The 24,735-nt window shown below is 66.7% G+C and carries 20 protein-coding genes and 1 pseudogene; 6 read left to right on the forward strand and 15 right to left on the reverse strand.

Annotated features, from left to right (window positions below; translation table 11 throughout):
- Positions 1–464 precede the first annotated feature (464 nt).
- Positions 465–2,273, reverse strand: coding sequence for a DUF885 domain-containing protein (locus tag AC06E7_RS17670; RefSeq protein ID WP_478065485.1), 1,809 nt, complete (start codon positions 2,271–2,273; stop codon positions 465–467).
- A 103-nt stretch (positions 2,274–2,376) separates the two neighbouring features.
- On the opposite strand from AC06E7_RS17670, the gene AC06E7_RS17675 reads away from it, so the two are divergent.
- Positions 2,377–2,733, forward strand: a complete 357-nt coding sequence (locus tag AC06E7_RS17675; RefSeq protein ID WP_478065486.1) for a GFA family protein — start codon at positions 2,377–2,379, stop codon at positions 2,731–2,733.
- Positions 2,734–2,771: 38 nt separating this feature from the next.
- Complete coding sequence (locus tag AC06E7_RS17680; protein ID WP_093533195.1) at positions 2,772–3,536, forward strand: DUF4349 domain-containing protein; 765 nt, start codon at positions 2,772–2,774, stop codon at positions 3,534–3,536.
- Between the two features lie 43 nt (positions 3,537–3,579).
- Here the strand turns inward: AC06E7_RS17680 and AC06E7_RS17685 are convergent, their stop codons facing one another.
- Both AC06E7_RS17685 and AC06E7_RS17690 read right to left on the reverse strand, forming a co-directional pair.
- Positions 3,580–3,873 (reverse strand): hypothetical protein, encoded by a 294-nt coding sequence (locus tag AC06E7_RS17685; protein ID WP_093533157.1) that lies wholly within the window; start codon positions 3,871–3,873, stop codon positions 3,580–3,582.
- Positions 3,874–3,974: 101 nt separating this feature from the next.
- Positions 3,975–4,934 carry a LysR substrate-binding domain-containing protein gene (locus AC06E7_RS17690; RefSeq protein WP_478065487.1) on the reverse strand — a complete coding sequence of 320 codons (960 nt, stop codon included), beginning with the start codon at positions 4,932–4,934 and terminating at the stop codon, positions 3,975–3,977.
- Between the two features lie 190 nt (positions 4,935–5,124).
- Between AC06E7_RS17690 and AC06E7_RS17695 the strand changes: the two genes are divergently transcribed.
- The gene (locus AC06E7_RS17695; RefSeq protein ID WP_320458915.1) at positions 5,125–5,976 is read left to right on the forward strand and encodes a DMT family transporter; all 852 of its coding nucleotides are present in this window, start codon (positions 5,125–5,127) and stop codon (positions 5,974–5,976) included.
- A 16-nt stretch (positions 5,977–5,992) separates the two neighbouring features.
- Here the strand turns inward: AC06E7_RS17695 and AC06E7_RS17700 are convergent, their stop codons facing one another.
- Complete coding sequence (locus AC06E7_RS17700) at positions 5,993–6,892, reverse strand: peptidylprolyl isomerase (protein WP_478065488.1); 900 nt, start codon at positions 6,890–6,892, stop codon at positions 5,993–5,995.
- 148 nt (positions 6,893–7,040) lie between these two features.
- Here AC06E7_RS17700 and AC06E7_RS17705 point away from each other — a divergent pair, with 148 nt between their 5' ends.
- Together AC06E7_RS17705 and AC06E7_RS17710 are read left to right on the forward strand one after the other, a co-directional pair.
- Complete coding sequence (locus tag AC06E7_RS17705; RefSeq protein ID WP_068850434.1) at positions 7,041–7,406, forward strand: PadR family transcriptional regulator; 366 nt, start codon at positions 7,041–7,043, stop codon at positions 7,404–7,406.
- Between the two features lie 404 nt (positions 7,407–7,810).
- A pseudogene (locus AC06E7_RS17710) lies at positions 7,811–8,419 on the forward strand (sensor domain-containing protein); the annotation flags it as partial.
- Between the two features lie 256 nt (positions 8,420–8,675).
- On the opposite strand, the gene AC06E7_RS17715 reads toward AC06E7_RS17710, so the two are convergent.
- Positions 8,676–9,989 carry a polyhydroxyalkanoate depolymerase gene (locus AC06E7_RS17715; RefSeq protein WP_068850440.1) on the reverse strand — a complete coding sequence of 438 codons (1,314 nt, stop codon included), beginning with the start codon at positions 9,987–9,989 and terminating at the stop codon, positions 8,676–8,678.
- A 97-nt stretch (positions 9,990–10,086) separates the two neighbouring features.
- Positions 10,087–10,683 (reverse strand): class I SAM-dependent DNA methyltransferase, encoded by a 597-nt coding sequence (locus AC06E7_RS17720; protein ID WP_068850442.1) that lies wholly within the window; start codon positions 10,681–10,683, stop codon positions 10,087–10,089.
- Between the two features lie 133 nt (positions 10,684–10,816).
- Here AC06E7_RS17720 and AC06E7_RS17725 point away from each other — a divergent pair, with 133 nt between their 5' ends.
- Positions 10,817–11,272: a CopD family protein gene (locus tag AC06E7_RS17725; protein ID WP_093533162.1), complete on the forward strand. Its 456-nt coding sequence runs from the start codon at positions 10,817–10,819 to the stop codon at positions 11,270–11,272.
- Positions 11,273–11,411: 139 nt separating this feature from the next.
- Here AC06E7_RS17725 and AC06E7_RS17730 read toward each other — a convergent pair whose 3' ends face one another.
- The 9 genes from AC06E7_RS17730 to rseP form a co-directional block, all read right to left on the reverse strand.
- The gene (locus AC06E7_RS17730) at positions 11,412–12,371 is read right to left on the reverse strand and encodes an acetyl-CoA carboxylase carboxyltransferase subunit alpha (RefSeq protein WP_339445753.1); all 960 of its coding nucleotides are present in this window, start codon (positions 12,369–12,371) and stop codon (positions 11,412–11,414) included.
- A gap of 78 nt (positions 12,372–12,449) precedes the next feature.
- A complete protein-coding gene (gene dnaE / locus AC06E7_RS17735; RefSeq protein WP_068850448.1) occupies positions 12,450–16,031 on the reverse strand; it encodes a DNA polymerase III subunit alpha in 3,582 nt (1,193 codons plus the stop codon).
- A 497-nt stretch (positions 16,032–16,528) separates the two neighbouring features.
- A complete protein-coding gene (locus AC06E7_RS17740) occupies positions 16,529–17,188 on the reverse strand; it encodes a ribonuclease HII (RefSeq protein WP_210131479.1) in 660 nt (219 codons plus the stop codon).
- Entirely contained in the window at positions 17,185–18,378 is a 1,194-nt protein-coding gene (lpxB, locus tag AC06E7_RS17745) for a lipid-A-disaccharide synthase (protein WP_068850454.1), read from the reverse strand. Before lpxB ends, AC06E7_RS17740 begins: the two co-directional genes overlap by 4 nt.
- A complete protein-coding gene (lpxA, locus tag AC06E7_RS17750) occupies positions 18,375–19,160 on the reverse strand; it encodes an acyl-ACP--UDP-N-acetylglucosamine O-acyltransferase (RefSeq protein ID WP_093533164.1) in 786 nt (261 codons plus the stop codon). Before lpxA ends, lpxB begins: the two co-directional genes overlap by 4 nt.
- Positions 19,157–19,612, reverse strand: coding sequence for a 3-hydroxyacyl-ACP dehydratase FabZ (fabZ, locus tag AC06E7_RS17755; protein ID WP_068850460.1), 456 nt, complete (start codon positions 19,610–19,612; stop codon positions 19,157–19,159). Before fabZ ends, lpxA begins: the two co-directional genes overlap by 4 nt.
- Complete coding sequence (lpxD, locus tag AC06E7_RS17760) at positions 19,609–20,631, reverse strand: UDP-3-O-(3-hydroxymyristoyl)glucosamine N-acyltransferase (RefSeq protein ID WP_093533166.1); 1,023 nt, start codon at positions 20,629–20,631, stop codon at positions 19,609–19,611. The genes fabZ and lpxD overlap by 4 nt, the downstream gene beginning before the upstream one ends.
- Positions 20,632–20,911: 280 nt before the next feature.
- The gene (gene bamA, locus AC06E7_RS17765; protein ID WP_068850466.1) at positions 20,912–23,278 is read right to left on the reverse strand and encodes an outer membrane protein assembly factor BamA; all 2,367 of its coding nucleotides are present in this window, start codon (positions 23,276–23,278) and stop codon (positions 20,912–20,914) included.
- Positions 23,279–23,351: 73 nt separating this feature from the next.
- Complete coding sequence (rseP, locus tag AC06E7_RS17770) at positions 23,352–24,710, reverse strand: RIP metalloprotease RseP (RefSeq protein WP_068850469.1); 1,359 nt, start codon at positions 24,708–24,710, stop codon at positions 23,352–23,354.
- Between the last annotated feature and the right edge of the window lie 25 nt (positions 24,711–24,735).

Here is a 24,735-nt window from a genome sequence, read left to right on the forward strand (position 1 = left end):
TGGCAAAAACATCCATGTTTTTGACAGTCCCTACGAGGGCTGCCCGCCGTCCTTCCCTTCAAACATCGCGGTCGGCGGAACGGAGAGCAGCGACGCATGGCGTCGCTCTACGCGGTAGCGATGTAGGGTCGGTTCCCAAACGACTGCCGAGACGAATGCAACATCCGATGACGCATGAAAATGATCGAAACCGTAGAGCGACGCCACGCGTCGCTGCTCTTTACTTCCGGGACACGCAATGCATGAGGGGAGGCCGGCGGGTAACCCCCGTAGGGACTGTCAAAAACATGGATGTTTTTGCCAAGCCTACAAGGACGTACTTGCGGCGTGTCCCGTAGGGGGTTGCCCGCCGGCCTCCCGAGCACGTAGCACCTGAAACGCTGCTCTACGCGCGAAACAAAAACGGCCCGGTAATCACCGGGCCGTTTCCATATCACGTACCGAACCGTGGCCGGCAACCGCCATCACTCGATCGGCTGGTCCAGCATGAGCTGGCGTGCGAAGCGCACCGGCGGGGCGCCGTAGGACAGCATCTGGTCGTGGTAGGCCTTCAGGTTGAACTTGTCGCCCTGCTTTTCCTGCATCGCCTTGCGCGTGTCGAAGTGCTCCTGCGCGCCGACGAAGTAGGTCGGCAGCTGCGCCGAGGTCAGCTGCGCACGCACCCACTTGCCCGATGCTTCGCTTTCCTGCTGGAACGCATCGTGGATCATCAGCTGCATCGCCTGCTCGCGCGTCCAGTTGTCCACGTGCACGCCCTGGTCCAGGATCGCGTTGGAGATCGTGCGCAGGTAGAACTTCAGCTGCACCAGGTGGAACAGCGGATCGTTGTCCAGGTAACCCTGCTCCTGCATCATCCGCTCGGTGTACACCGCCCAGCCTTCGGCGAACAGGCCCGAGCGCAGCACCGCACGCAGCGTCGACGGGAACTTGCCCGAATGCCAGCCTTCCAGGTAGTGGCCCGGGGTGCCTTCGTGGATGCTCAGCAGGTGGATCATGCGGCTGTTGTATTCGCGCAGGAACGAATCAACCTGCTTGTCGGTCCAGTCGTCCGGAATCGGCGACACCGCGTAGAACGTCTTCAGGTTCTTGTCCAGCGGACCCGGTGAATCGCAGTAGGCCACGGCCACGCCGCGCTGGAATTCGGGCATCAGGATGATGTCCACCGGCGCGTCGGGCAGGGTCATCAGATCATGCTTGCGCACGAACTCGGTGGACTGCGCCAGCGCTGCCTTGGCATCGTCGACCACCTTGTCGCGCGCCGGCTTGTCGGCGTAGGCCAGCTCCAGCGCCGCTTCGATCGCCGCCTGCTGCTGTTCGTCGCTCGGATTTGCCGGCAGCGCCGGGGCGCCCGGCTTGCCGTTCAGCACCGTCTGCGCGATGCCGTACATGTCCTGGCGCACGCGCTTGAGTTCGGCGCGCGCGCGTTCGCCGATCTCGGCGCGCGACAGCGACGAGTTCAGCGCGAACTTCAGCTTCTGGTCGTACAGCTCGGCACCGATGCGGAAATCGCCCTTGGCGTTCGGCACCAGCGTCTTGTCCAGCCACGTCTGCTGTTCGTCCACCGCCTTCTTCAGGCCGTCGATGGCGGCCTGCAGGCGCTTGCCATCTTCGGCCGGCAGTTCACCGATGTGGGGCGTGATGAAGGTATCGACGATGCTCAGGATGCCCTTGTTCTGCTTGGACACCGTTTCGGCATGGATCTTCGGCACGCGGGCCGGGTCCAGGTTCTCGCGGGCCTGGGCGAAGATCTGCGGCAGCTTTTCAATCCGTGCGGTGGCCGACTTCAGGCGGTCGGGCAGCGGCGCGAACTCACGCGCCATCAGGCCGTACAGCGCGCTGCCGGCGGTGCCGTTGTAGATCTGCGGATCCCACTTGGACGCCTGCAGCACTTCGGCGTTCCAGATTTCGGACTGCAGCTGGTTGCGCAGGATGGCCGCATCCACCTGGTTTTCGCGCGAGAGCTTGCCCACCTCGACCTTGTCCAGTTCGCCGAGAAGGCCTTTGTAGGCGGTCAGCATCTTCTGCTGGCCGGCCGCGCTCAGGTCGTCGATCTCGCTGTCGTAACGGTGATCGCCGATCTGGGTGGCGCTGATCGGCGACAGCTGCATCCAGGTGTCCAGGGCACGCTTGGACAGGTCGGCGAAGGCGGCATCCACGGCCGCATCGGCGGCGGGGGCGGTTGCCGCGGTACCGGCCGGGGCGGTGGGGGCGTCGGCCTGCTGGCAGCCACCCAGGGCGGCGATCAGGGCAAGGGCAAGAAGATGCTGGCGCATCGGCGATCCTGTGCTGTGGACAATCGCCCAGCATAGGCGCTGCTGGCGGGCGACCGCCCGTGCCATTGGATTACCATGGGCCTTTCCCGCCGGGAGGTGTGCCATGCAGTACGAAGGAAGCTGCCATTGCGGGCAGATTGCGTTCGTGGTCCAGGCCGAGGCCCCCATCACCGACGTGGTGGACTGCAACTGCTCGCTGTGCCGGCGGCGCGGTGGCCTGCTGTGGTTCGGCCCGCGCGCGGCGCTGAGCCTGAACACGAACCCTGCGCAGCTGGCCACCTACCAGTTCAACAAGCACCACCTGCAGCATCATTACTGCCGTGAGTGCGGCATTGCCCCGTTCAGCGAGGGCGTGGACCCGCGCAGCGGCCAGGCGATGGTGGCGGTGAACGTGCGCTGCCTGCCCGGGCTGGAACTGGGTGGGCTGAAGATCAATTTCTACGATGGAGCCAGCGTGTGACGACAGGGACGATGTGGCGCGGCGGCGCCATGGCAGGGATGCTGCTGGTGGCGCTTGCCGGGTGCAGTGGCAAGCAGCACGCGGAAATGGCCAATGCCGGCGCGGCCGGTGCGGTGGCCTCGCCGGAAGGTGCGGCCCTGGCGTATGAGCACGAGGTGGACATCCAGCTCGATGCCGCGCAGATCGGGCCGCGGGTGAAGCAGATCAGCGAGGCCTGCCAGTCCAGCAGGTTCGGCGACTGCGCCGTGCTGCAGGTTGGGCAGCAGGGCGGCGAGTATCCGTCCGGCTCGATCCGGGTACGGATCGCGCCCAAGGGTGTGGAGCCGATGATCGGGCTGGCCGGGCAGGGCGGCGACGTCGCCTCGCGCAACACCCAGGCCGAAGACCTCGCCCAGCAGGTCGCGGACACCGCGCTGACCAAGGCCCGCCTGCAGAAGGAACACGAACGCCTGCTCGCCTACCAGGACGACAAGGGGATCAAGGTCGCCGACCTGCTGGTCATCACCCAGCGCCTGTCCGAAATCGAGGCAGGGCTGGAGCAGGCCAACAAGGACGCCGCCAACCAGCGGCGGCGGATCGACACCCAACTGCTCACGCTGCGCTTCCAGACGCCCGCAGGCCAGCGCAGCCGCAGCGAGATCGGCGAGGCCCTGGGTGACTTCGGCGCGACCGTCACCAGCAGCGTGGCCTTCGTGATCCGCGCGGTGGCCGCGCTGCTGCCGGTGACATTGGTGCTGTGGCTGCTGGGCTGGGTTGGGCTGAAACTGTGGCGTCGGCGCCGTCGGGCTTCGTCCATGCCGTAACCCGTATGCACCACCGGTGCATACCTAGCGGTGGGTTGCCACGTCAGCCTTCGTCGGTTTCGTACTCGACGAACACGTCCAGTTCCAGCGCCAGCTCCTGCACGGCATCGCGCACCTTCTGCGCGGTGCTTTCATTGCCAACCTCGACCTCCAGCTCATGCGTGCCCGGCCCGATGTCATCGGACAGGCCGGCCGAGCTGGAATCGTCATCGTCCATGTGCGGCATCAGGTCGTCGGTTTCCTCGACGTGCTCGATGCCCTCGATGCTCTGGAGCAGGTCGCTGATGGCGCGCGCATCGTCTTCGGTACCGGTGATCCTGAGTCGCAGCATGGCCATGGGAAGGTCTCGTGGGAGTAGGGATTCCACCGTAGCGATGCGCCGGGCAAAAGCGGGTGAATGCCCGGCCGGCGGTCGGGCGACATTCACCCGCCGGTATCTCACGACCGTTGGTCGTGAGGCGTTTGGTCGTGAGGGCGGTTCAACAATTCATCCGGCAACGCCGGCACCGGCGTGCGTTCATCCTGCGCTTCGCGCTTGAGCCAGTCCATGAACGCCACCGCCGTCGGGCTGAGCGGCCGGTGTTCGGCGTGCACGATGTAATACCCATAGCGCGCCTTCAGCGCCGGCCCGGGCAGGCGCACCAGTTCATAGCGCTGCAGGTACGGCTGGGCGATGTGCTTGCGCGCCAACACCGCGCCGATGCCATACACCGCCGCGCGCATCGCATCGGTGCTGTCGCTGAAGATGTGCTGCGCGGTCAGGTCCAGGCCACGCACGCCGGCGGCGCGGAACCAGTCGCGCCAGCCCTGCGGTGACATGTCGCTGACCAGCGGCAGCGTGGCGATCTGCGCGGGCTCACGCAGCGCCGACACCCCCGGCAGGGCCGGTGACGCCACCGGGCACAGCTCGTCGTCCATCAGGTGGTGGGCGGCCAGGCCGGGCCACTGGCCCAGTCCGTAACGGATGCCCAGTTCCGGACCGTTCTCGTCGAAGCGGACCAGTTCGCTGCTGGTCTGCAGCTCGATGCGCATGCGCGGATGCAGGCGGCTGAAACGCGGCAGGCGCGGCACCAGCCAGCAGTACGACAGCGAGCGCAGGGTGGTGATCCGCAGCGGCACCACATCGGCCTGCGGGTGCAGGTTGCCGGCCACGGCGTTGATGTCGCTCAGGGCGGCGGCGGCGGCGTCGGCCAACTGGCGGCCCTCGGCGGTCAGGCGCACGCCACGGGCATGGCGCTGGAACAGCACCGTGCCCAGCAGCGCTTCCAGCCGCCGCACGTGGTGGCTGACCGCGCTGGCGGTGAGGTGCAGTTCCTCGGCGGCATGGGCGAAATTCTGGTGGCGCGCGGCGACCGCGAACACCCCCAGCGCGGGCAGCAGGGCAGGGCGCAGGAGCATGGCGAGACCCAAATCATATTTGTGGCTTGCAGCGATACTACGCGCTTGTCGGGGCCGCGCGGCAGGTAGATGCTGCGTGTCTGACCCCTGGAGCCCGCGCCATGTTGCTGCCCGTCCCCGCTGCCGTCGCTGCCCGTTCCTGCCGTGCCGGGGGCCGCCCGTGAGCGGCGCGCCGGTGAGTGCGGGGGCGATGGAGCGCGATTGGCGCACCCCGCTGGAGCTGACCGTGCTCGGCGCGATCTGGGGCTGCTCGTTTCTGTTCATGCGTGTGGCGGTGCCGTCGTTCGGCCCCTATGCGCTGGTGGAAGTGCGGCTGCTGCTGGGCGCGCTGGTGCTGCTGCCGTTCCTGTGGCAGGCGCGCGCGCAGTTCCCGGCGCGGCGTTGGCTGTGGCTGGTGCCGATCGGCCTGATCAACTCCGCCATTCCGTTCGTGCTGTTCGCCTGGGCCGCGCAGCGGGCACCGGCCGCGATCGGCGCGATCTGTAACGCGATGACGGTGCTGTTTGCCGCGCTGATCGCGTTCCTGTTCTTCGGCGAGAAGATCGGCATGCGTCGCGCGATTGCGCTGCTGGTCGGCTTCGGCGGCGTGGTGGTGCTGGCCACGGCCAAGGTGTCCGGGCTGAGCATCGGCGCGGCGGTGATTGCCGGTTCGCTGGCTGCGCTGCTGTACGGCTTGGGCGTCAACCTGGTCAAGCGCCACATGACCGGCCTGCCGCCAGCGGCGTCGGCCGGCGCTACGCTGGGCAGCGCGGCGCTGCTGATGCTGCCGATGGCGCTGACCCACTGGCCGGACGCGCCGATTCCGGCCGTGTCGTGGGCGTGCGCGATCGCGCTGGGGGTGGTCTGCACCGGCTTTGCGTTCCTGATGTTCTACCGCCTCATCGCGCGGATCGGCCCGGCGCGCGCCTCCACCGTGACCTATCTGGTGCCGATGTTCGGCGCGTTGTTTGCCTGGCTGTTCCTGGGCGAGCCGGTGACCTGGGCAATGGTGGTCGCCGGCGCGTTGATCCTCGGTAGCGTCGCGGCCAGCCAGAAGCGCTGACGCGACGCGGCATCCCTTACCGCACGGGCACGGGGATGTTGCACAGGTCGATATGCCCGGCGGCGCGCTTGTAGAAGTCATCCACGCGGTTGCGCCGCGCTTCGACCGTATCGGCGAAGGTCTTTGAATCGGTGCGCAATACCTGCAGCGTCGGTCGCTGCGCTTCCGGCAGGTCGCTCACCCGCTGGATCGAGCGGATCGCGGTGCGCTGCGCCGGGTCGGCGTAGAAGCCCATCGGGGCCGGTCCGCGCGGCAGTGCGCTGAGCAGCTCCATGCCCTTGAGCACCCGGCCGACCACGGTGATGTTACGGTCCAGCTGGCGCGGCGACTGGCCGGTGACCACGTACAGCTCGGCGCCGATGCTGCTGTCTTCGTCGTTGTTGCGGCCGGCACCCAGCGCGCCGTAGCAGTGCGCCAGCCAGGTCTTGCCGTCCTGCCGGTCCTGGCCCACCGCGAAGCCGTCGACGAAGCCGGTCTGGTCGGCCCAGCCGTCGCGATCGGGCAGCACGCTGACCTTCAACCCTTTGCTGTCGCGCTGGAACTCCGCCGGCAACTTGCGCTTGGCCGAGCCCAGCGGCTTGGCCTTGGCCACGTCATCGGCATCGGCATCGCCGAACTGCACCACGAAGTTGTCCTGCGCGCGGTAGATGCTCTCGCCATCCCAGAAATGCTCATGCGCCAGGGTGTGGATGTTGGCCACGTGCTGCGGCGCGAAGGCCGGGGCCAGCTCGATCAGGACCTCACCGGCATCCAGCTTCATCACCAGCAGGTTGGCCGGATCCGGCGTGCGCCAGTCGCTCGCGGGCGAGGCCTCCAGGATCTGCTGCGCGCTGCGGTAGGGCGTGGCTGCGGTGGCCAGGCCCGGCAGCAGGCAGGAGAGGGCAAGCGCGAGCAGGGCGGGACGGCGTGGCGACATGGTGGACCCCGGGATGAACGATCCCCGATTCTGCGCGAAGCCCGGCTCCGGCCGCCAGCCCACCCTGTCCCCCGGCAGGGTGACTAACGGCACGTTCGCTATAGCTGACTTCACACTAGTGTTGACTCCACGCTAGCTGGAGATCGTCATGAGCGACCACGAGGTCCACCTGAAGAAGTTCCAGAAGGAGCTCAGTGCCGGCACCGTGTCGCTGGCCCTGCTGGCGGTGCTGGCCAAGGCCGGGGAGCCGCTGTACGGCTACCTGATCGCCAAGGAACTGGAACGGACCGGCGAGGGCGTGCTGAGCGGCAAGCAGAGCGCGCTGTACCCGGTGCTGCGCAACCTCGAAGGGGCCGGGCTGCTGGAAAGCCAGATCGAACCGTCGGTGGCCGGGCCACCGCGGCGCTACTACCGCATCAATGAACGCGGCCGCGAGGTGCTGGCGTTGTGGAGCCAGGCCTGGCGTGCCACCCGAGATTCCGTTGATTCCGTGCTGGAAGGGGTACTGCAATGAACGAAGAAAGCATGAGGGGCGGGGGCTTGCCCACCACCATCGGCCAGTACCTGGCGCAGCTGCGCGCGGCCCTGCACGACGCCGATCCGGCGATGGTGCAGGACGCGTTGTACGACGCCGAGGAATACCTGCGTTCGGAACTGGCCGCCCAGCCGGGCCGCAGCGAGGCGGAGGTGATCGCCGACGTCGCCGGCAGCTACGGTGCGCCGGAAGAAGTGGCCGAGATCTACCGCGAAACCGAAATCACCGTGAACCGCGCGCTGCGCACCCCGAGCGCCAGCGTGCGACCGATCGCCCGGGTAGTGCCGGCGCAGGTAGCACCGGGTGTTGCCGCCCCAGCGGCCGCAGCCGGCGGCGATGCACCGCCGACCGACCGTGTTCCGCCGCCGCACCGCTCGGCGCTGGCGCGCTTCTTCGGCGTGGCACTGGAACCGCGCACGTACGGCGCGCTGTTCTACATGCTGCTGTCGCTGGCCACCGGCATCTTCTTCTTCACCTGGGTAATCACCGGCCTGTCGATGTCGCTGGGCCTGATCGTGCTGATCATCGGCATTCCAATGACCGTGCTGTTCTTCGGTTCGGTGCGCGGCCTGGCGCTGCTGGAAGGGCGGCTGATCGAAGCACTGCTCGGCGAGCGGATGCCGCGTCGGCCGCGCTATGCCGACCGCAGCCGCAGCTGGCTGCAGCGTATCGGCGACATGTTCACCGATGGGCGTACCTGGCTGACGATGCTGTACTTCATGCTGATGCTGCCGCTGGGCATCATCTACTTCACCATCGCGGTCACGCTGCTGACAGTGGCGCTGGTCTTCATCTGGGCGCCGGTGGCCTCGATGTTCGCGCTGGGCGCCCCGAGCCTGTACTTCGAAAGCGAACTTGTCGTGCTGCCGCTGTGGGCCACCCCGGCGCTGGCGGTACTGGGCGTGGTGATCCTGTTCTGCACCATGCACCTGGCGCGCTTCATCGGCCACCTGCACGGCCAGATGGCGAAACACCTGCTGGTACGCCTCTAAGTCTACCGACGGCCGGCCAACGGCCGGCGCTACCAGGCATCCGGAGCCCTTGGTTGATTGACCATGATCCGGATGGGCCCGTAGCAATTCGTAGGTCCGGCCGTTGGCCGGACACCGCGCGCAGCGCGGCGCAAGCATCCGAAGTCGTCGAGATCAGGCCACGGTGATCCGACCGGCGTTTAGCCCCAATCGAAACCGCCCGTCAGACGTTCATGATCCGGATCGAAGCGCCGACAACAGTCGGCGCAACCGGTCGTCAACCCGCTTTCTTGCGGATCGGGGTGACATTGCTGGCGGCCTTGGCCGCCTTCTTCGGCTTCGCCGCAGCCTGCGCGTTGGCGGCGAAGAAATCGCGCACCTTGGGGTACACGGTTTCGCGCCAGCGGCGGCCGCTGAAGATGCCGTAGTGGCCGGCGCCCTCGACCACGAAGTGCTCACGGCGCGCGGCCGGGATACCAGTGCACAGTTCCTGCGCCGCTTCGGTCTGGCCCAGGCCGGCGATGTCGTCCAGCTCGCCTTCGATGCTCAACAGCGCGGTGCCGGTGATCGCACCGGGATCCACAAGCTCACCCTGCACATACCACTCGCCGCGCGGCAGCAGGAATTCCTGGAACACCACGCGGATGGTATCCAGGTAGTAGCGCGCCGGCATGTCCAGCACTGCGTTGTATTCGTCGTAGAAGCGGCGGTGCGCATCGGCATCTTCCATGTCGCCCTTGACCAGGTCGGCATAGAAATCCCAATGCGAACTGAAGTGCCGGCTCGGGTTCATCGACAGGAAACCGGCGTGCTGCAGGAAGCCCGGGTACACGCGGCGACCGGCGCCCGGATAACCCGGCGGCACGGTGTGGATCACGTTGTTCTCGAACCACGACAGCGGGTTCTGGGTGGCCAGGTTGTTCACCGCGGTCGGGCTGCAGCGCGCATCGATCGGGCCGCCCATCATCACCAGCGAACGCGGCGTGGTTTCGCCACGGCTGGCCATCAGCGAAACGGCGGCCAGCACCGGTACGGTCGGCTGGCACACGCTGACCACGTGCAGTTTCTCCGCACCGAGGTGGCGGATGAATTCCTGCACGTAGGCGATGTAATCGTCCAGGCTGAACTCGCCTTCGCTGCCGGGCACCATGCGCGCGTCGACCCAGTCGGTGACATACACGCGGTGGTCGCGCAGCAGGGTGCGCACGGTGTCGCGCAGCAACGTGGCGTGGTGGCCCGACAGCGGCGCCACCACCAGCACGAACGGCTGGTTGAGCATGGTGTTGAGCTGGTCGGCTTCATTGCTGTGGCGCTTGAAGCGCAGCAGCTTGCAGAACGGCTTGACGACTTCTTCGTGCACCACGATCGGCACGCGCTCGCCGTCGACCTCGATTTCGTTGATGCCCCACTCGGGCTTCTCGTAATCCTTGCCGATGCGATGGAACAGCTCGTTCACCGCGGACAGGCGGTCGGCACCGGGCATCTGCGACCACCAGTGACCCTGGTTGGCGAAGAACTTGGCGTTGGCCTGGGCCTGGTGCACCCACGGGGCGAGCAGGTTGCGGGTCAATTCATGCAGCTGATAGAGCATGACGTCCGAATATGTATGGTCTTATGTTGCCGCGCAGCATACCTCACCCGGGTCGGGAACGCCTTAATAGGCGGATCCGTCGCAACAGGCCGTGAGATCAACGGCCACTGCGTTCCAGGGCGGCGGCGTGGCCCGCCAGTGCGGGCGACAGCCAGCAGTGCGAGCCGAGCGCGGTGAAGCCTTCGGCCGTCAGCTGGCGGCGGTACCAGGCCGCCGGGCGGGCCTGGAATCCTTCATGGTCACCTTCGAACTCGTCTTCGGCGGTGAACGCCTCGAGGAACGCCACGCCACCGGTGAGCTCGGCGAAACCGGCCAGGGCCGGGCGCAGCTCGCGGGTGGGCACGTAGTGCATCACGTCCGAACAGACCAGCAGGTCCACCGGCGCGCAGGGGCGCAGCCAGGCGAAATCGCCAACCCGGGCCGGGTGCAGGTTGCGGCTGCGGCCGTAGCGCTGCACCGCATAGTCGCTGCTGTCGAATCCCATGTACTGCACGCGCGGGCGCAGCTTGAGCAGCGGCGCGCGCCAGGCGCCTTCACCGGCGCCGATGTCCAGCACGCTGCGGATCGGACGCTCCAGGTAGTACTCGGCACTGGCGACGGCCAGTGCGACCTTGCGCGCCAGGCGCGCCGCGCCGCCGGTCTGGTCGGGCTGGTACCAGCGCTGGAAGTAGGCCTGGTCGTAGGTCTTCTGCATGCGGGGACAGGGATCGAGGACGGGGTGGGTGCACATGGTAGCCGAGCCCGCTGCGTCAATCCGCCGCGCATGCGCAGCCCGCGTGAATCGGCCAGAATGAACGACATCCCAAGCCAGCCGCCGGAGCAAGCGCATGCAGTCCTACTACTGGGTCAAGACCTTCCACCTGCTGTTCGTGGTGGCGTGGATGGCGGCGGTGTTCTACCTGCCGCGGATCCTGGTGAACCTGAGTGAGACCGCCGGGCAGCTGCCCGTCGTGGAGCGCCTGCAGCTGATGGGCCTGCGCCTGTACAAGTTCGGCCACATGATGTTCGGCTTCGCGCTGATCCTGGGGCTGGTGCTGTGGTTGGGCTACCGGGTGATTCCGGACTTCCCCACCATGGTCGCGCCAGGTGCGGCGGGCTGGCTGCACGCCAAACTGGGGCTGGTGGTGCTGCTGCTGGTGTACTACTCGTGGACCGGGCGGCTGCTGAAGGGCGCGGTGAAGGGCAAGGTGCTGCCGTCGTCGCGCGCGCTGCGCTGGTTCAATGAATTGCCGCTGGTGCTGTTCATCGGCGTGGTCTGGCTGGTGTTGGCCAAGCCGTTTTAAGGGATGGCTCACGACCAACGGTCGTGAGCTACCCGCGTCGCGCCATCTGCGGTAGGTCACGACCGTTGGTCGTGACCCACCCGTGTCGCGCCATCTGCGGTAGGTCACGACCGTTGGTCGTGACCCACTGGTGCGCTGATCAGGCCGTTTCGTAGGCGCCGTAGCTGCGCAGGCGCTCGTAACGCTTCTGCAGCAGGTCGTCGGTGGACAGCTTCTCCAGCGCGTCCAGCTCGTTGAGCAGCACGGCCTTCAGGCGCTTGGCCATCTGGTTCGGATTGCGGTGCGCGCCGCCGGTCGGCTCGCGCACGACCTTGTCGACCAGGCCCAGGCTCTTCAGGCGCGGCGCGGTCAGGCCCAGCTGTTCGGCGGCATCCTTGGCCTTGCCCGCATCCTTCCACAGGATCGAGGCGCAGCCTTCCGGGCTGATGGTGGAATACACGCTGTATTCCAGCATCACGGTGCGGTCGCCCACGCCCAGCGCCAGCGCGCCGCCGGAGCCGCCTTCGCCGATCACGGTGCAGATCACCGGCACCTTCAGTTCGGCCATTTCCATCAGGTTGCGCGCGATCGCTTCGGACTGGCCACGCGATTCGGCATCGATGCCCGGCCAGGCACCGGCGGTGTCGATCAGGGTCAGCACCGGCAGGCCGAAGCGCTCGGCCATCTTCATCAGGCGCAGCGCCTTGCGGTAGCCCTCCGGCTTGGGCATGCCGAAGTTGCGCTTGATCTTTTCCTTGGTGTCGCGGCCCTTCTGGTGGCCGATCAGCATCACCGAACGGCCGCCGATGCGGGCCAGGCCGCCCATGATGGCCTTGTCGTCGGCGAAGGCGCGGTCGCCGGCCAGTTCCTGGAACTCATCGCAGAAGATGCGGATGTAGTCGGCGGTGTAGGGGCGCGAAGGATGGCGGGCCAGCTGCAGCACCTGCCACGAGGTCAGGTTGCGGAAGATCTGCGCGGTACGCAGCCGCAGCTTGTCCTGCAGGGTGCGCACTTCGGCCTCGACATTGACCGCCGGGCCGGCGCTTGCGCTGCGCAGCTCCTGGATCTTTGCCTCCAGATCAGCGATGGGTTGCTCGAAGTCGAGGTAGTTCGGATTCATCGGAAGCCGTCGTGAAGAAAAGAGGGAAAGTGTAGCCGAATGCGTCTAAATGCCCCGTACGCCGTCGTCTGGTCGGGGCTAGTTCGCCCATGGCGGGCTGTACCGGACTTTCAGGGTCCGGACCGCCGGGTCGGCCCGCAGGGCGTCCACCAGCTGGCTGTCCACGCGCACGGCGGTGTCGCCGGCCACGTCCAGCATGCCGGCTACCGGGCCCTGCTCGGTGCCCAGCAGCAGGTCCAGGCGCAGGGGGGTGCGGCCGGGCCGGTGGCGGTCGAGCAGGCCGTTCACCCGCGCCCACACCGGGTCGCCCTGGCGCAGGTCCAGGCGCAGCGACAGGCGGGTGGCGTAATTGGCGCAGATTTCCTCGAAGTCCCAGCACTGGCGGATGCGCAGGGCATAGCCGCCATTGAACTCGTCCTCGCGCAGGCCGCCCTTGACCACCAGGATGCGGTCCTTGGTCATCAGGTGGCCGAACTCGGCCAGGCCATCGGTGAACGCGCTGCATTCGACCCGGCCCTTGCCGTCTTCGAGCTGCATGAACACCTGGCTTTCGCCCTTGCGGCGCACACCGACCACCAGGCCGGCCAGGATCACCGGGGTTTCCTGGCGCCAGGCGCGCTTTTCGCCATCCTTGCTGGGCCGGGCAGGGGGAATCAGTTTTTCCAGCATGCCCAGGTCGGTGCCGACCAGTTCCTTGACGTCGTCGGCATGCGGGTCGAACGGATGGCCACTGAGGTAGAACCCCAGCGTTTCGCGTTCACCGTCCAGCAGCTGGCCCAGCCCCCATTCCTTGGCTTCAGGCAGGTCCAGCTGCAGCGCGGTGCTCACCGGGTCCGGCGCGCCGAACAGCGAGTTCTGGCCGGAGGCCTTCTCGCGCGACATCTGGTCGGTGGCCTTGAGCACTTCAGGCAGCTGCAGCATCAGCGAAGCGCGGTTCTTGCCGAGGCCATCGAGCGCGCCGCAGTTGATCATCGCTTCAAGCGTGCGCCGATTGAGCTTGCCCGATTCGATGCGCATGCAGAAATCCAGCAGCGAGGCGTAGCGGCCCTTGGCCAGGCGCTCGTCGACGACCGCTTCGCAGGCACCCTGGCCCACGCCCTTGATGGCGCCCAGGCCGTACTGGATGGTGTCGGCGCTGGAGGCTTCGAACATGTACGCCGATTCGTTCACGCGCGGCGGCAGCACGGTCAGGCCGAGGTTGCGCACTTCGGCCAGGAAGCCCACCACCTTGTCGGTGTTGTCCATGTCCGAGGACAGCGTGGCCGCCATGAACTCGGCCGGGTAATGACGCTTGAGCCAGGCGGTCTGGTAGCTGACCAGCGCGTAGGCGGCAGCGTGCGATTTGTTGAAGCCGTAGCCGGCGAACTTCTCCATCAGGTCGAAGATTTCGTCGGCCTTGGGGCCGTCCACGCCGCCCTTGGCCGCACCTTCGCGGAAGATCTCGCGGTGCTTGGCCATTTCGGCCGGCACCTTCTTGCCCATCGCGCGGCGCAGCAGGTCGGCGCCGCCGAGCGAGTAACCGCCGACGATCTGCGCCATCTGCATCACCTGCTCCTGGTACACCATGATGCCGTAGGTGTCTTTCAGGATCGCTTCGGTACGCGGATCGGGGTAGATGATTTCTTCCTGGCCGTGCTTACGCGCGTTGAAGGAGGGAATCAGGTCCATCGGGCCGGGGCGGTACAGCGACACCAGCGCGATGAGGTCTTCGAAGCGGTCGGGGCGCGCGTCCTTCAGCAGGCGGCGCATGCCCGAGGATTCGAACTGGAACACCGCGCCGGTGTTGCCGTTGGCAAAGATGTCCTTGTAGGTGGGCGCATCGTCGAGCGGCAGCGCGGTGATGTCGATCGGCGGAATGCCGGCGCGGGCATGGCGCTTGTTGATCGCCTTGACCGCCCAGTCGATGATCGTCAGCGTGCGCAGGCCGAGGAAGTCGAACTTCACCAGGCCGATTTCTTCGACGTCATTCTTGTCGAACTGGGTGACCGGGTTGCGGCCACGGCCGCCTTCATCGTGTTCGGCGAACAGCGGGCAGAATTCGGCCAGCGGTTCCGGCGCGATCACCACGCCACCGGCATGCTTGCCGGCGTTGCGGGTAAGGTCTTCGAGCTGGCGCGCCAGGTCGATGAGGTCGCGCACGTCGTCTTCGTTCTGGTAGCGCTGGATCAGCTCCGGCGATGCCATTTCCGAATCCTTGCCTTCGCCCATCGCATCCTTGAGCGAAATGCCCAGGATGTTGGGAATCAGCTTGGATACCCCGTCGACCAGGCCATACGGGAAACCGAGCACGCGCCCGGAATCGCGCACCACGGCCTTGGCGGCCATGGTGCCGTAGGTGATGATCTGGCTGACGCGTTCGCGGCCGTACTTGCGCGCGACGTAGTCGATGACTTCGTCGCGGCGGTCCATGCAGAAGTCGATGTCGAAGTCGGGCATCGACACGCGTTCGGGGTTGAGGAACCGCTCGAACAGCAGGTTGTACGGAATCGGATCCAGATCGGTGATCTGCAGTGCCCAGGCCACCAGCGAACCGGCACCGGAACCACGGCCGGGGCCGATCGGGATACCCTGGTTCTTACCCCACTGGATGAAGTCGGCCACGATCAGGAAGTAGCCGGGGAACCCCATCTTGATGATGGTGGCCAGCTCGAATTCCAGCCGCTCGAAATAGTCCTCGCGGGTTTTGCCTTCGGCCAGCGGATTCTTTTCCAGGCGGGCTTCCAGGCCCTTGCGCGATTCGCTGCAGATCCAGCTGTCCAGCGTTTCGTTTTCCGGCACCGGGTAGTTGGGCAGGAAGTAGGTACCCAGCCGCATTTCGATGTTGCAGCGTTCGGCCAGCGCCAGCGTGTTGTCGATCGCATCGGGGATGTCGGCGAACAGCGCGCACATCTCTTCGGGCGATTTCAGGTACTGCTGGTCGCTGTAGTCGCGCGGGCGTTTGGGATCGTCCAGCACGCGGCCGGAGGAAATGCACACGCGGGCTTCGTGCGCGCTGAAATCGTCCGGGCGCAGGAAGCGCACGTCGTTGCTGGCCACCACGGGCAGGCCACGCTGGCCGGCGGCCACCAGGGCAAACTGATTGAACGCTTCTTCGCCTTCGCGACCGGTACGGGTCAGCTCCAGATGCAGGCCATCGCCGAACACCCGCTGCCAGTCGGCGAGCTGCTGCTCGGCCAGGTCATGCCGGCCTTCGCCGGCCAGACGCCCGGCCAGGCTGTCGCGGCCAGCCAGGGCAAACAGGTTGTGGCAACCGCCCTTGAGCCAGTCGGGGTGCACCGCCACGCCGCCTTCAGGGCGGTGGCCTTCCATCCAGGCACGCGTGAGCAGGCGCGACAGGCTGAGATAGCCTTCGCGGTCGCGGCAGAGCAGGGTCATGCGCCAGGGGGTCATGCCCTCTTCGGCGATCATGATGTCGGCACCGGCGATCGGCTTGATGCCGACCGTTTCAGCGGCCTTGTAGAACTTGACCAGCGCGAACAGGTTGTTCAGGTCGGTCACTGCCAACGCGGGCAGGTTCAGTTCGACGGCGCGGCTGAGCAGGTTGGCCTGCTTGGCCTTTTTCGGGTCAGCCTGATCCGGTTTCGCCGGGACACGGATGGTCGAATCCGCCAGCGAAAACTCGGTGTGGACGTGCAGATGTACGAAACGGGAAGTGGACATGCCGGGCCAATGTAATGCCCGGTCAGGGTAGCCGCGCGGGGCAAGCGGAACAAGGCTTGACAGGGGATTGGGTTAAGGCGGAAGCCAAAGCCAAAGCGCTTGGGCGGTTGGGCTATCGGCTGGGGCGGCGGCGGGGGCAGGGGTACGGGACGCGCCGTAAACCCATCCCTGGGGGCTCTCTTGCAACATCCATGTTGCAAGGAAAGGTCCCGTACCCCTGCCCCCGCCGCCGCCCCCAACGGAAGGTCGGCTCGCACGGAAGAGCAGGAGCAAAGGCCGGGCTTTTGATTTCCGTTGGGTAACTGCCAACTGTCAAAGGGCGGCGGGGGTGGGTTTGCGGGACCGTAGAGCGCCATGGATGGCGCGAACGAGCTTACATGGACGTACTTGCAGCGTGTCCCGCAAACCCACACCCGCCGCCCAAGCCAGCCGAACCCGGAAGTGCCGCTTTTGCTTTGGCTTTGGCTTTGGCTGTTGCTGTTGCTGTTGCTGTTGCGTCAGACAGCGGCAGCCAACGCGCTGTCCAGGCAATCACGCACGGGCGCGAAGCTGCGGCGGTGGTGGGGGCAGGGGCCGTGGGTGCGCAGGGCGGCGAGGTGGGCCGGGGTGCCGTAGCCCTTGTGCTGGTCGAAACCGTATTCGGGGTGCTGCTCGTGCAGCTGGAGCATGTAGCGGTCGCGGCTGACCTTGGCCAGGATCGAGGCCGCCATGATCGCGCGGTCGAGCGCGTCGCCTCCGACCAGCGCCTGCGCGGGGCAGGGCAGGCCCTTGGGTACCACGTTGCCGTCGATGCGCGCGAACTGCGCTACGTGCGCGACCGCCTCGACCGCCCGGCGCATGCCCAGCATCGTGGCCTGGTAGATGTTGAGCGTGTCGATCTCCGTCACGTCCACCATCACCACGTGGAAGGCCAGCGCACGCTGCTGGATCCTGTCGAACAGCTGGTCGCGGCGGATCGCCGTGAGCTGCTTGGAATCGTCCAGCCCGTTCAGACGCGGGCGGTCCGGGCAGAACACCACCGCCGCTACCGCCACCGGGCCGGCCAGCGGCCCGCGACCGGCTTCGTCCACCCCCGCCACATAGCGCGGCGCGACCGTCGCCAGCGCCGCCCCGTCGAACAGCGCCAGCGAGGCCGCCGCAGCGTGGCGGCGGCTCATGCCGGCGCGTTCCCGCGCGGCTTGCGTGCCAGCAGTTCCGCCACCGCGTCGGCCGCGCGCGCCGACGCGTCCTGGCGCAACTGCAGGTGCAGCTTTTCGTACGTGTCCTGGATCTCGATGGCGCGTTGCGGCTGATCGAACCACTGCATGATCGCCTCGGCCAGCTTGTCCGGCACGCAGTCGTGCTGGATCAGCTCCGGTGCCAGGTCCTTGCCGGCCAGGATGTTCGGCAGCGCGAAGCGGTCCACCTTGATCAGGCCGAGCGCCTTCACGATCCGGTAGGTCAGCTCCGCCACGCGGTAACCCACCACCATCGGCCGCTTCACCAGCATCGTTTCCAGCGTGGCCGTGCCCGAGGCGAGTACCACCACGTCGGCGGCGATCATCGCCGTGCGTGCCTGGCCGTCCAGCAGGTGTGAGTAGGCCACCGGCAGCGCCGAGCGCGACAGCTGCTCCTGGATCAGTGCCCGGCAGGCCGGGTTGGCTGCCGGCACCACCACGTGCAGGCCCGGAATGCGTTCGGATACCTGCCAGGCCGCTTCGAAGAACGCGCCGCCCAGCTTGCTGATCTCGCCCAGCCGGCTGCCCGGCAGCACGGCCAGCACCTTGGCGTTGACCGGCAGGCCCAAGGCCACGCGGGCCGCTTCGCGGTCGCTGTGCAGCGGGATGTCATCGGCCATCGGGTGGCCGACGAAGCGCGCGTCGATGCCATGGCGGGCATAGATGGGCGGTTCCATCGGGAACAGGCACAGCACCAGGTCGGCGCTGGCGCCGATCTTCTCCGCACGCTTCTCGCGCCACGCCCAGACCGACGGGCTGACGTAGTGCACCGTAGTGATGCCGCGCTCTTTCAGCCAGCGCTCCACGCCCAGGTTGAAGTCCGGGGCGTCGATGCCGATGAACACGTCCGGCTGCCACTCCAGCACCCGCGCACGAAACTCACTGCGCAGCTTCAGCAGGCGCGGCAGGTGGCGCAGGATTTCGGTCAGGCCCATCACCGCCAGCTCGCTGGCATCGAACCAGGTCAGGCAGCCGGCGCTGCGCATCGCATCGCCGCCAATTCCGGCGAACTCGGCGTCCGGGAACCGCTGCTGCAGTTCGCGCACCAGGCCGGCGCCAAGCAGGTCGCCGGAGGCTTCACCGGCAACCAGCGCAATCCGCAGCGGTCGCGAAGAGCCCGGCGCCGTCATCGCAGCAGGGGCCTCTCGGCGTGTTCGATGAAGTCCAGCATGTCCTTGACGTCGGCGCTGTGCGTGGCCTGTTCGGCCAGCTGCACCTTCGCTTCGGCCAGCGGCAGGCCGGCCACGTACAACGTGCGGTAGGCGCGTTTGATGCTGGCGATGCGCTCGGCATCGAAGCCGCGGCGCTTGAGGCCTTCGCTGTTGATGCCGCGCGGGCGGCCCAGCGAATCGCTGCCGACCATGGTGAACGGTGGCACGTCGCCATTGGTCAGTGCACCCATGCCCAGGAAGGCGTGCGCACCGATCCGGCAGAACTGGTGGGCACCGGCGAAACCGCTGATGATCACGTAGTCGCCCACGGTCACGTGGCCGGCCAGGGTGGTGTTGTTGGAGAACACGCACTGGTTGCCGACGTGGCAGTCGTGCGCCACGTGCGTGTAGGCCAGCATCCAGTTGCCGTTGCCGATGGTGGTGACGCCACCGCCGCCGCCGGTACCGCGGTTGAGGGTGACGAACTCGCGGAACACGTTGTCATCGCCGATCACCAGTTCGGTGCGCTCGCCGGCGTACTTCTTGTCCTGCGGTTCGCCGCCCACGGCAACGTGGCCGATGAAGCGGTTGTTGCGGCCGATCCGGGTCGGGCCGTGGATCGAGCAGTGCGGGCCGACTTCGGTGCCTTCGCCGATCTCGACATCGGCACCGATCAGGCAGAACGCACCGATACGTACATCCGCCGCCAGTTTCGCCGACGGGTCGATGACCGCGGTGGGGTGGATGAGCGGCCCGTTCATTCGCGGGTGCCGGCGCAGAGTACTTCGGCGCAGGCGACGATCTCGCCGTCGACCTTGGCCACGCAATCGTACACCGCCATGTTGCGGATCACGCGCTTGATCTCGACATGCATTTCCAGCACGTCGCCGGGCACCACCTGCTTGCTGAAGCGGGCCTTGTCCACCTTGACCATGTAGAACAGCTTGGACTGCGCATCGCGGCCCAGGGTGAGCTGGGTCAGCACGCCGCCGGCCTGGGCCATGGCTTCGATGATCAGCACGCCGGGCATGATCGGCTGGCTGGGGAAGTGGCCCTGGAAGAACGGTTCGTTGATGCTGACGTTCTTGGTGGCAACGATGGTGCGCTTCTCGTAATCGATCGCGACGACCTTGTCGACCAGCAGGAAGGGGTAACGGTGCGGGATCAACGCCTGGATCTGGGTGATGTCCGGCAGCTTCTGTTCGTGGCTCATTCCTTCTCCTTGCTCACAGACAGGATGCGACGGGCCAGGGCATCGAGCTGCTTGAAGCGCGCGGCGTTCTTGCGCCACGTGCGATTGTCGGTCAACGGGGTCCCGGACGAGTATTCGCCCGGTTCGGTAATGGAGTTGCGCACCACGGACTTGCCGGTGATCACCACCTTGTCGCAGATCTCGAGGTGGCCGACGACGCCGACGGCGCCGCCGAGCAGGCAGTAACGGCCGATCTTGGCGCTGCCGGCAATGCCGGTGCAGCCGGCGATGGCCGAGTGGGCGCCGATCTGGACGTTGTGGGCGATCTGGACGAGGTTGTCCAGGCGCACGTCGTTGTCGAGCACGGTATCTTCGAGGGCGCCGCGGTCGACGCAGGTATTGGCGCCGATCTCGCAGTCGTCGCCGATGCGTACGCCACCCAGCTGGGGCACTTTGATCCAGCTGCCGGCGTCCATCGCCAGGCCGAAGCCATCGGCGCCGAGCACGGCGCCGGGATGGATGCGCACGCGCTTGCCGATGCGGACGCGGGTGACCAGGGTGACGCGGGCGATCAGTTCGCAGCCGCTGTCCAGGCTGCAGTCTTCGCCGATGATGCTGCCGGCGCCGATGATGCAGTTCTCGCCGATCACGCTGCGCGCGCCGATGGTGACGAACGGGCCGATGTGGGCGCTGGCGGCGACCTGGGCCTCGGGATCGATGACGGCGCTGGGGTGGATGCCCGGCGGCCGGGTCGGGGCGATGTCGAACAGCGCGCCGATCTTGGCGAAGGTGGTGTAAGGATCCTTGGCGATCAGCGCGGTACCGGGCGCGGCGTCGGCATCGTCGGCGCGCAGCACCACGATCCCGGCCTGGCTGTCGGCCAGCTGGGCGCGGTAGCGCGGGTTGGCCAGGAAGGTCAGCTGGCCAGGGCCGGCATGGGCGAGCGTGGCCACGCCACGGATGGCGGTGCTGCCATCACCATGGACCTGCAGGCCAAACTGCTCGGCGAGTTGCTGGGCGGTATAGGTAGGAGTGTTCACGCCGGGAGTTTACCGTGTGGCGTGACTTCGGTCATGTTCGGGGGTGTTCATGGGGCGGCGCCCTGATGGCGGTTGGATTCAGGCGAACAGCCTGTGGGCTGCCGGGTTCGCGCGCAGGGCCGGCGGGTGCGGGGGTACGGGGGGCGCCGTGAACCCCCGTACCCCCGCACCCGCCGGCCCTCTGACGGTGTGTCGGTGGCCAACGGTGATCAAGAGCGGCCAAGCCCCACAAACAAAAACGCCGGGCAATGCCCGGCGTTTTCGTGTGCGATCGGTGGGTTTAGAACTGGCCACCGAACGTGAACTGCAGGCGTTCGATTTCGTCGCCGTCTTCCTTCTTGAGCGGGAAGGCGTAGCTGATCGAGATCGGGCCGACCGGGGCGCGCCACAGCAGGGCGACACCGGCCGAGGCACGCAGTTCGTTGGCCTTGAAGTTGTCCACGCCGTTGTACACGTTGCCGACGTCGAAGAACGCCGAGACGCGGGCCGACGGGCTGTCGAACAGGCGCGGGAAGTAGGCTTCGACCGAGCCCACGGTTTTCAGCGAACCACCCAGCGGCTGGCCACGGTTGTACGAAGCGGTCGGCTCCGAGCGCGGGCCAAGGGTGTTGTCTTCGAAACCGCGCACCGAGTTGGTACCGCCGGCGTAGAAGTTTTCGAAGAACGGCAGGCCCGACGCGGTCACGGTGCGGGTGGTGCCATCCGGGTTGGTGATCACGCGGGTGACATCGTTGCCGTAGGAGTCGCCGTAGCCGACCTCGGCGCGGGTATTGATGACCAGCGACGGGATGATCGGCCAGTACTTGGAGACCTGGTAGTTCAGCTTGTAGTACTCGACCGTCGAACCCGGCAGGGTCGTTTCCAGGCCCACGCGCTGGTACATGCCGCGGGTGGGCATGAAGTAATCGTTGCGGGTGTCGCGCGCCCAGCCGAGCTCCGTGCGCCAGGAGTGGAACGTGCGCTGGCCGATGGCATCGATGTAATCGATGATCGCCTGCGGCGTCGCACCCTGGTAGGTGGTGATCTGGTTGCTGTCGATGCCCACCATCAGCGAGACGGTGTCGTTCTCGGTGATCGGCACGCCGAACACCACCTGCGCCGCACCGTTGGTGCTGTTGTACTGCGCGGTGTTGAAGTCGGAGTAATCCAGCTCGCGCCAGGACAGGTTGTAGCCCAGCGACACGCCGTCATCGGTGAAGTACGGGTTGGTGTAGGAGAAGCCGTAACGCTGCAGGTAGCTGCTGCGCGACGCTTCGACCGACACGCGGTTGCCGCCGCCCAGGAAGTTGTTCTGCGACAGCTGCACCGAGGTGGTCATGCCGTAGGACTGCGAATAGCCCAGGCCGAACACGAAGCTGCCCGACGTGGTTTCCTTGACGTTGTAGACCACGTCGACCTGGTCGTTGCTGCCGGTGACCGGCGGCGTTTCGACATCCACCGATTCGAAGTAGCCCAGGCGCTGCAGGCGGATCTTGGAACGGTCGATCGCGGCCTGCGAGTACCAGCTGTTCTCGAACTGGCGCATTTCACGACGCAGCACTTCATCGGAGGTGCGGGTGTTGCCCTTGAACACGATGCGGCGCACGCCCACGCGGGGGCCCGGCACGACCTGCATGTTGATCGCCACGGTGCGTTCGGCGCGGTTGCTGGTCGGGATCGGGTTCACCTTGGCGAACGCGTAACCGATGTTGGACAGCGAATTGGTGATGGCGTCCGAGCTGAATTCCAGCAGGGCGCGCGAGAACGTATCGCCGGACTTCTGGATCAGCATGCGCTCCACGTCTTCCTGCGGAAGGATGGTGTCGCCGGTGACCTTGATCTCGGAGATCTTGTACTGCTCACCTTCGGTCACGCCGGCGGTGATGAACATGTCGCGCTTGTCGGGGCTGATCGAGACCTGGGTGGAATCGATGCTGAAGTCCACGTAGCCGCGGTCCAGGTACCAGGCGTTGAGCTTTTCCAGGTCGCCGGACAGCTTTTCCTTGGAGTACTGGTCGTCGCGGCGATACCACGACGCCCAGTTGTGCTCCTTGGATTCCCAGGTTTCCAGGATGTCCTTGGACTCGAACTTCTCGGTGCCGACCAGGTTCACGTGCTGGATCTTGGCGGCCTTGCCTTCCTTGATCGCAATGGTGATGTCCACGCGGTTGCGGTCCAGCGGGCTGACGGTCGGGGTGATCTCGACGTTGTATTTGCCACGGTCGTTGTACTGGCGGCGCAGTTCCTGGGTCACCCGGTCCAGGCTCAGGCGATCGAAGGTGCCGCCTTCGCTCAGGCCGATGTCGCTCAGACCCTTGAGCAGCTGGTCGCTCTTGATGTCCTTGTTGCCGGTGACGGTCAGCTTGTTGATCGCCGGGCGTTCCTTGACCGTGACCACCAGGATGTCGCCCTGCCGCTCAAGCTGGACGTCCTCGAAGAAGCCGGTCTTGTACAGGGCACGGATCGACTCGCCGACCTTGTTGTCGGTCAGGGTCTCGCCACGTTCCACCGGCAGGTAGGTGAACACGGTACCGGAGGTGATGCGCTGCAGACCATCGACACGGATGTCGCTGACGGTGAAGGGCTCGGCTGCCTGGGCCAGGGCGGGCGCGCCGAAACCGGCGGCGAGTGCGAGGGCAAGCAGGCGGCGATTGGGGAGTCGCGTCATGTCACGTCCGGTTGGAGTCGAATACGATGTTGCGGGATGCCGGCGCATAAGACGACGACAAAAGGGTAAAAGTTCATCGCGGGAACAGACCGAGGATGTCGTTGTAGAACGCCAGTCCCATCAGTCCGGCCAGCATGGCCAGGCCGATGTACTGGCCCGCCGCCATGGCACGCTCGCTGAGCGGGCTGCCCTTGACCAACTCGATAAGGTAATACAGCAGGTGCCCGCCGTCCAAGATGGGGATGGGCAACAGGTTGATGATGCACAGGCTGAGCGAGAGTACGGCCAGGAACCAGAGGAACCAATCAAGGCCGCGCTGGGCGGTCTGGTTGGCCACCCGGGCGATGGTGACCGGGCCGGAAACGTTCTGCAGCGAGGCGTTGCCGGTCACGATGCGGCGCATCATGCCGAGCGAATCGCCCGCCGCGCGCGCGGTTTCGCGCAGCGCTGCCGGGATGGCCGCCAACGGGCCGTACTGCAGGGTGGTGTCATAGGCCGGCGCGCTGGCCTGCGGGAAGCCGATGCCGATCTGCCACGTGGGCTGGCCGCGGCCGTCCTTGCCCTGGCGCGGGGTGACTTCCAGCGCCAGCCGGTCGCCGTTGCGCAGCACCTCGATCATGCCCGGGCCGCCGCGCTTGCCCAGCGCGAGGATGGCCGGTGAGACCTGGTCGGCCGCATCGATGCGCTGGCCATCCACGGCCACCACCAGGTCGCCCGGCAACAGCACGCCCTGGGCGGCGGAATCGGGCAGCACCTGTTCGACCAGTGCCGGCTGCAGGTGGAACTGCCAGGTCAGGCCGGCCAGCGAGGCCACCCAGCGCTCATCGAAGCCGGCCGGCAGCTGCGACAGCGGCAGGGTGCGGGTGCGCACCTGCTCCTGCGCATCGACCACCTCCACCTTCGCATCGTGGCGGTCCATGGCGGCGGTGGTCAGGGCCATGGCGGCCTGGCCAGCGGTGACCACGCTGCGGTCATCCACGCTCAGCACGCGGTCACCGGCCTGCAGCCCGGCCACCTGGGCCATGCCGGTGGTGCGGCCGATGGTGGCCGAATAATCCTGCTTGCCCAGTACGAACATGGCCCACAGCAGGGCCACGCACAGCACCAGGTTGGCGATCGGGCCTGCCGCCACGATCGCGATGCGCTGCCAGACGCTCTTGTGGTTGAAGGCGAGGCCGCGTTCGGCCGGATGTACCTCGACCTCGCGCTCGTCGAGCATCTTCACATAGCCGCCCAGTGGAATGGCGGCGATGGCGAATTCGGTGCCGTTGCGGTTGCGGCGCATCCACAGCGGTTTGCCGAAGCCGACCGAGAAGCGCAGCACCTTCACGCCACAGCGCCGCGCGACCCAGTAGTGGCCGAACTCATGGAACGTCACCAGCAGGCCAAGGCTGACGATCATCCACCAGACGGAGCCGATGAATTCACCCATGGTGGACGTCGCGGGAAAGGAGCGG

It is taken from the genome of Stenotrophomonas sp. Steno-Z4 (assembly GCF_056393145.1).

Coding starts and splice junctions, on each gene's coding strand:
- AC06E7_RS17670 (WP_478065485.1), bottom strand. CDS start 2,273: ATGCGCCAGCATCTTCTTGCCCTTGCCCTGATCGCCGCCCTGGGTGGC.
- AC06E7_RS17675 (WP_478065486.1), top strand. CDS start 2,377: ATGCAGTACGAAGGAAGCTGCCATTGCGGGCAGATTGCGTTCGTGGTC.
- AC06E7_RS17680 (WP_093533195.1), top strand. CDS start 2,772: ATGCTGCTGGTGGCGCTTGCCGGGTGCAGTGGCAAGCAGCACGCGGAA.
- AC06E7_RS17685 (WP_093533157.1), bottom strand. CDS start 3,873: ATGGCCATGCTGCGACTCAGGATCACCGGTACCGAAGACGATGCGCGC.
- AC06E7_RS17690 (WP_478065487.1), bottom strand. CDS start 4,934: ATGCTCCTGCGCCCTGCCCTGCTGCCCGCGCTGGGGGTGTTCGCGGTC.
- AC06E7_RS17695 (WP_320458915.1), top strand. CDS start 5,125: ATGGAGCGCGATTGGCGCACCCCGCTGGAGCTGACCGTGCTCGGCGCG.
- AC06E7_RS17700 (WP_478065488.1), bottom strand. CDS start 6,892: ATGTCGCCACGCCGTCCCGCCCTGCTCGCGCTTGCCCTCTCCTGCCTG.
- AC06E7_RS17705 (WP_068850434.1), top strand. CDS start 7,041: ATGAGCGACCACGAGGTCCACCTGAAGAAGTTCCAGAAGGAGCTCAGT.
- AC06E7_RS17715 (WP_068850440.1), bottom strand. CDS start 9,989: ATGCTCTATCAGCTGCATGAATTGACCCGCAACCTGCTCGCCCCGTGG.
- AC06E7_RS17720 (WP_068850442.1), bottom strand. CDS start 10,683: ATGCAGAAGACCTACGACCAGGCCTACTTCCAGCGCTGGTACCAGCCC.
- AC06E7_RS17725 (WP_093533162.1), top strand. CDS start 10,817: ATGCAGTCCTACTACTGGGTCAAGACCTTCCACCTGCTGTTCGTGGTG.
- AC06E7_RS17730 (WP_339445753.1), bottom strand. CDS start 12,371: ATGAATCCGAACTACCTCGACTTCGAGCAACCCATCGCTGATCTGGAG.
- dnaE (WP_068850448.1), bottom strand. CDS start 16,031: ATGTCCACTTCCCGTTTCGTACATCTGCACGTCCACACCGAGTTTTCG.
- AC06E7_RS17740 (WP_210131479.1), bottom strand. CDS start 17,188: ATGAGCCGCCGCCACGCTGCGGCGGCCTCGCTGGCGCTGTTCGACGGG.
- lpxB (WP_068850454.1), bottom strand. CDS start 18,378: ATGACGGCGCCGGGCTCTTCGCGACCGCTGCGGATTGCGCTGGTTGCC.
- lpxA (WP_093533164.1), bottom strand. CDS start 19,160: ATGAACGGGCCGCTCATCCACCCCACCGCGGTCATCGACCCGTCGGCG.
- fabZ (WP_068850460.1), bottom strand. CDS start 19,612: ATGAGCCACGAACAGAAGCTGCCGGACATCACCCAGATCCAGGCGTTG.
- bamA (WP_068850466.1), bottom strand. CDS start 23,278: ATGACGCGACTCCCCAATCGCCGCCTGCTTGCCCTCGCACTCGCCGCC.
- rseP (WP_068850469.1), bottom strand. CDS start 24,710: ATGGGTGAATTCATCGGCTCCGTCTGGTGGATGATCGTCAGCCTTGGC.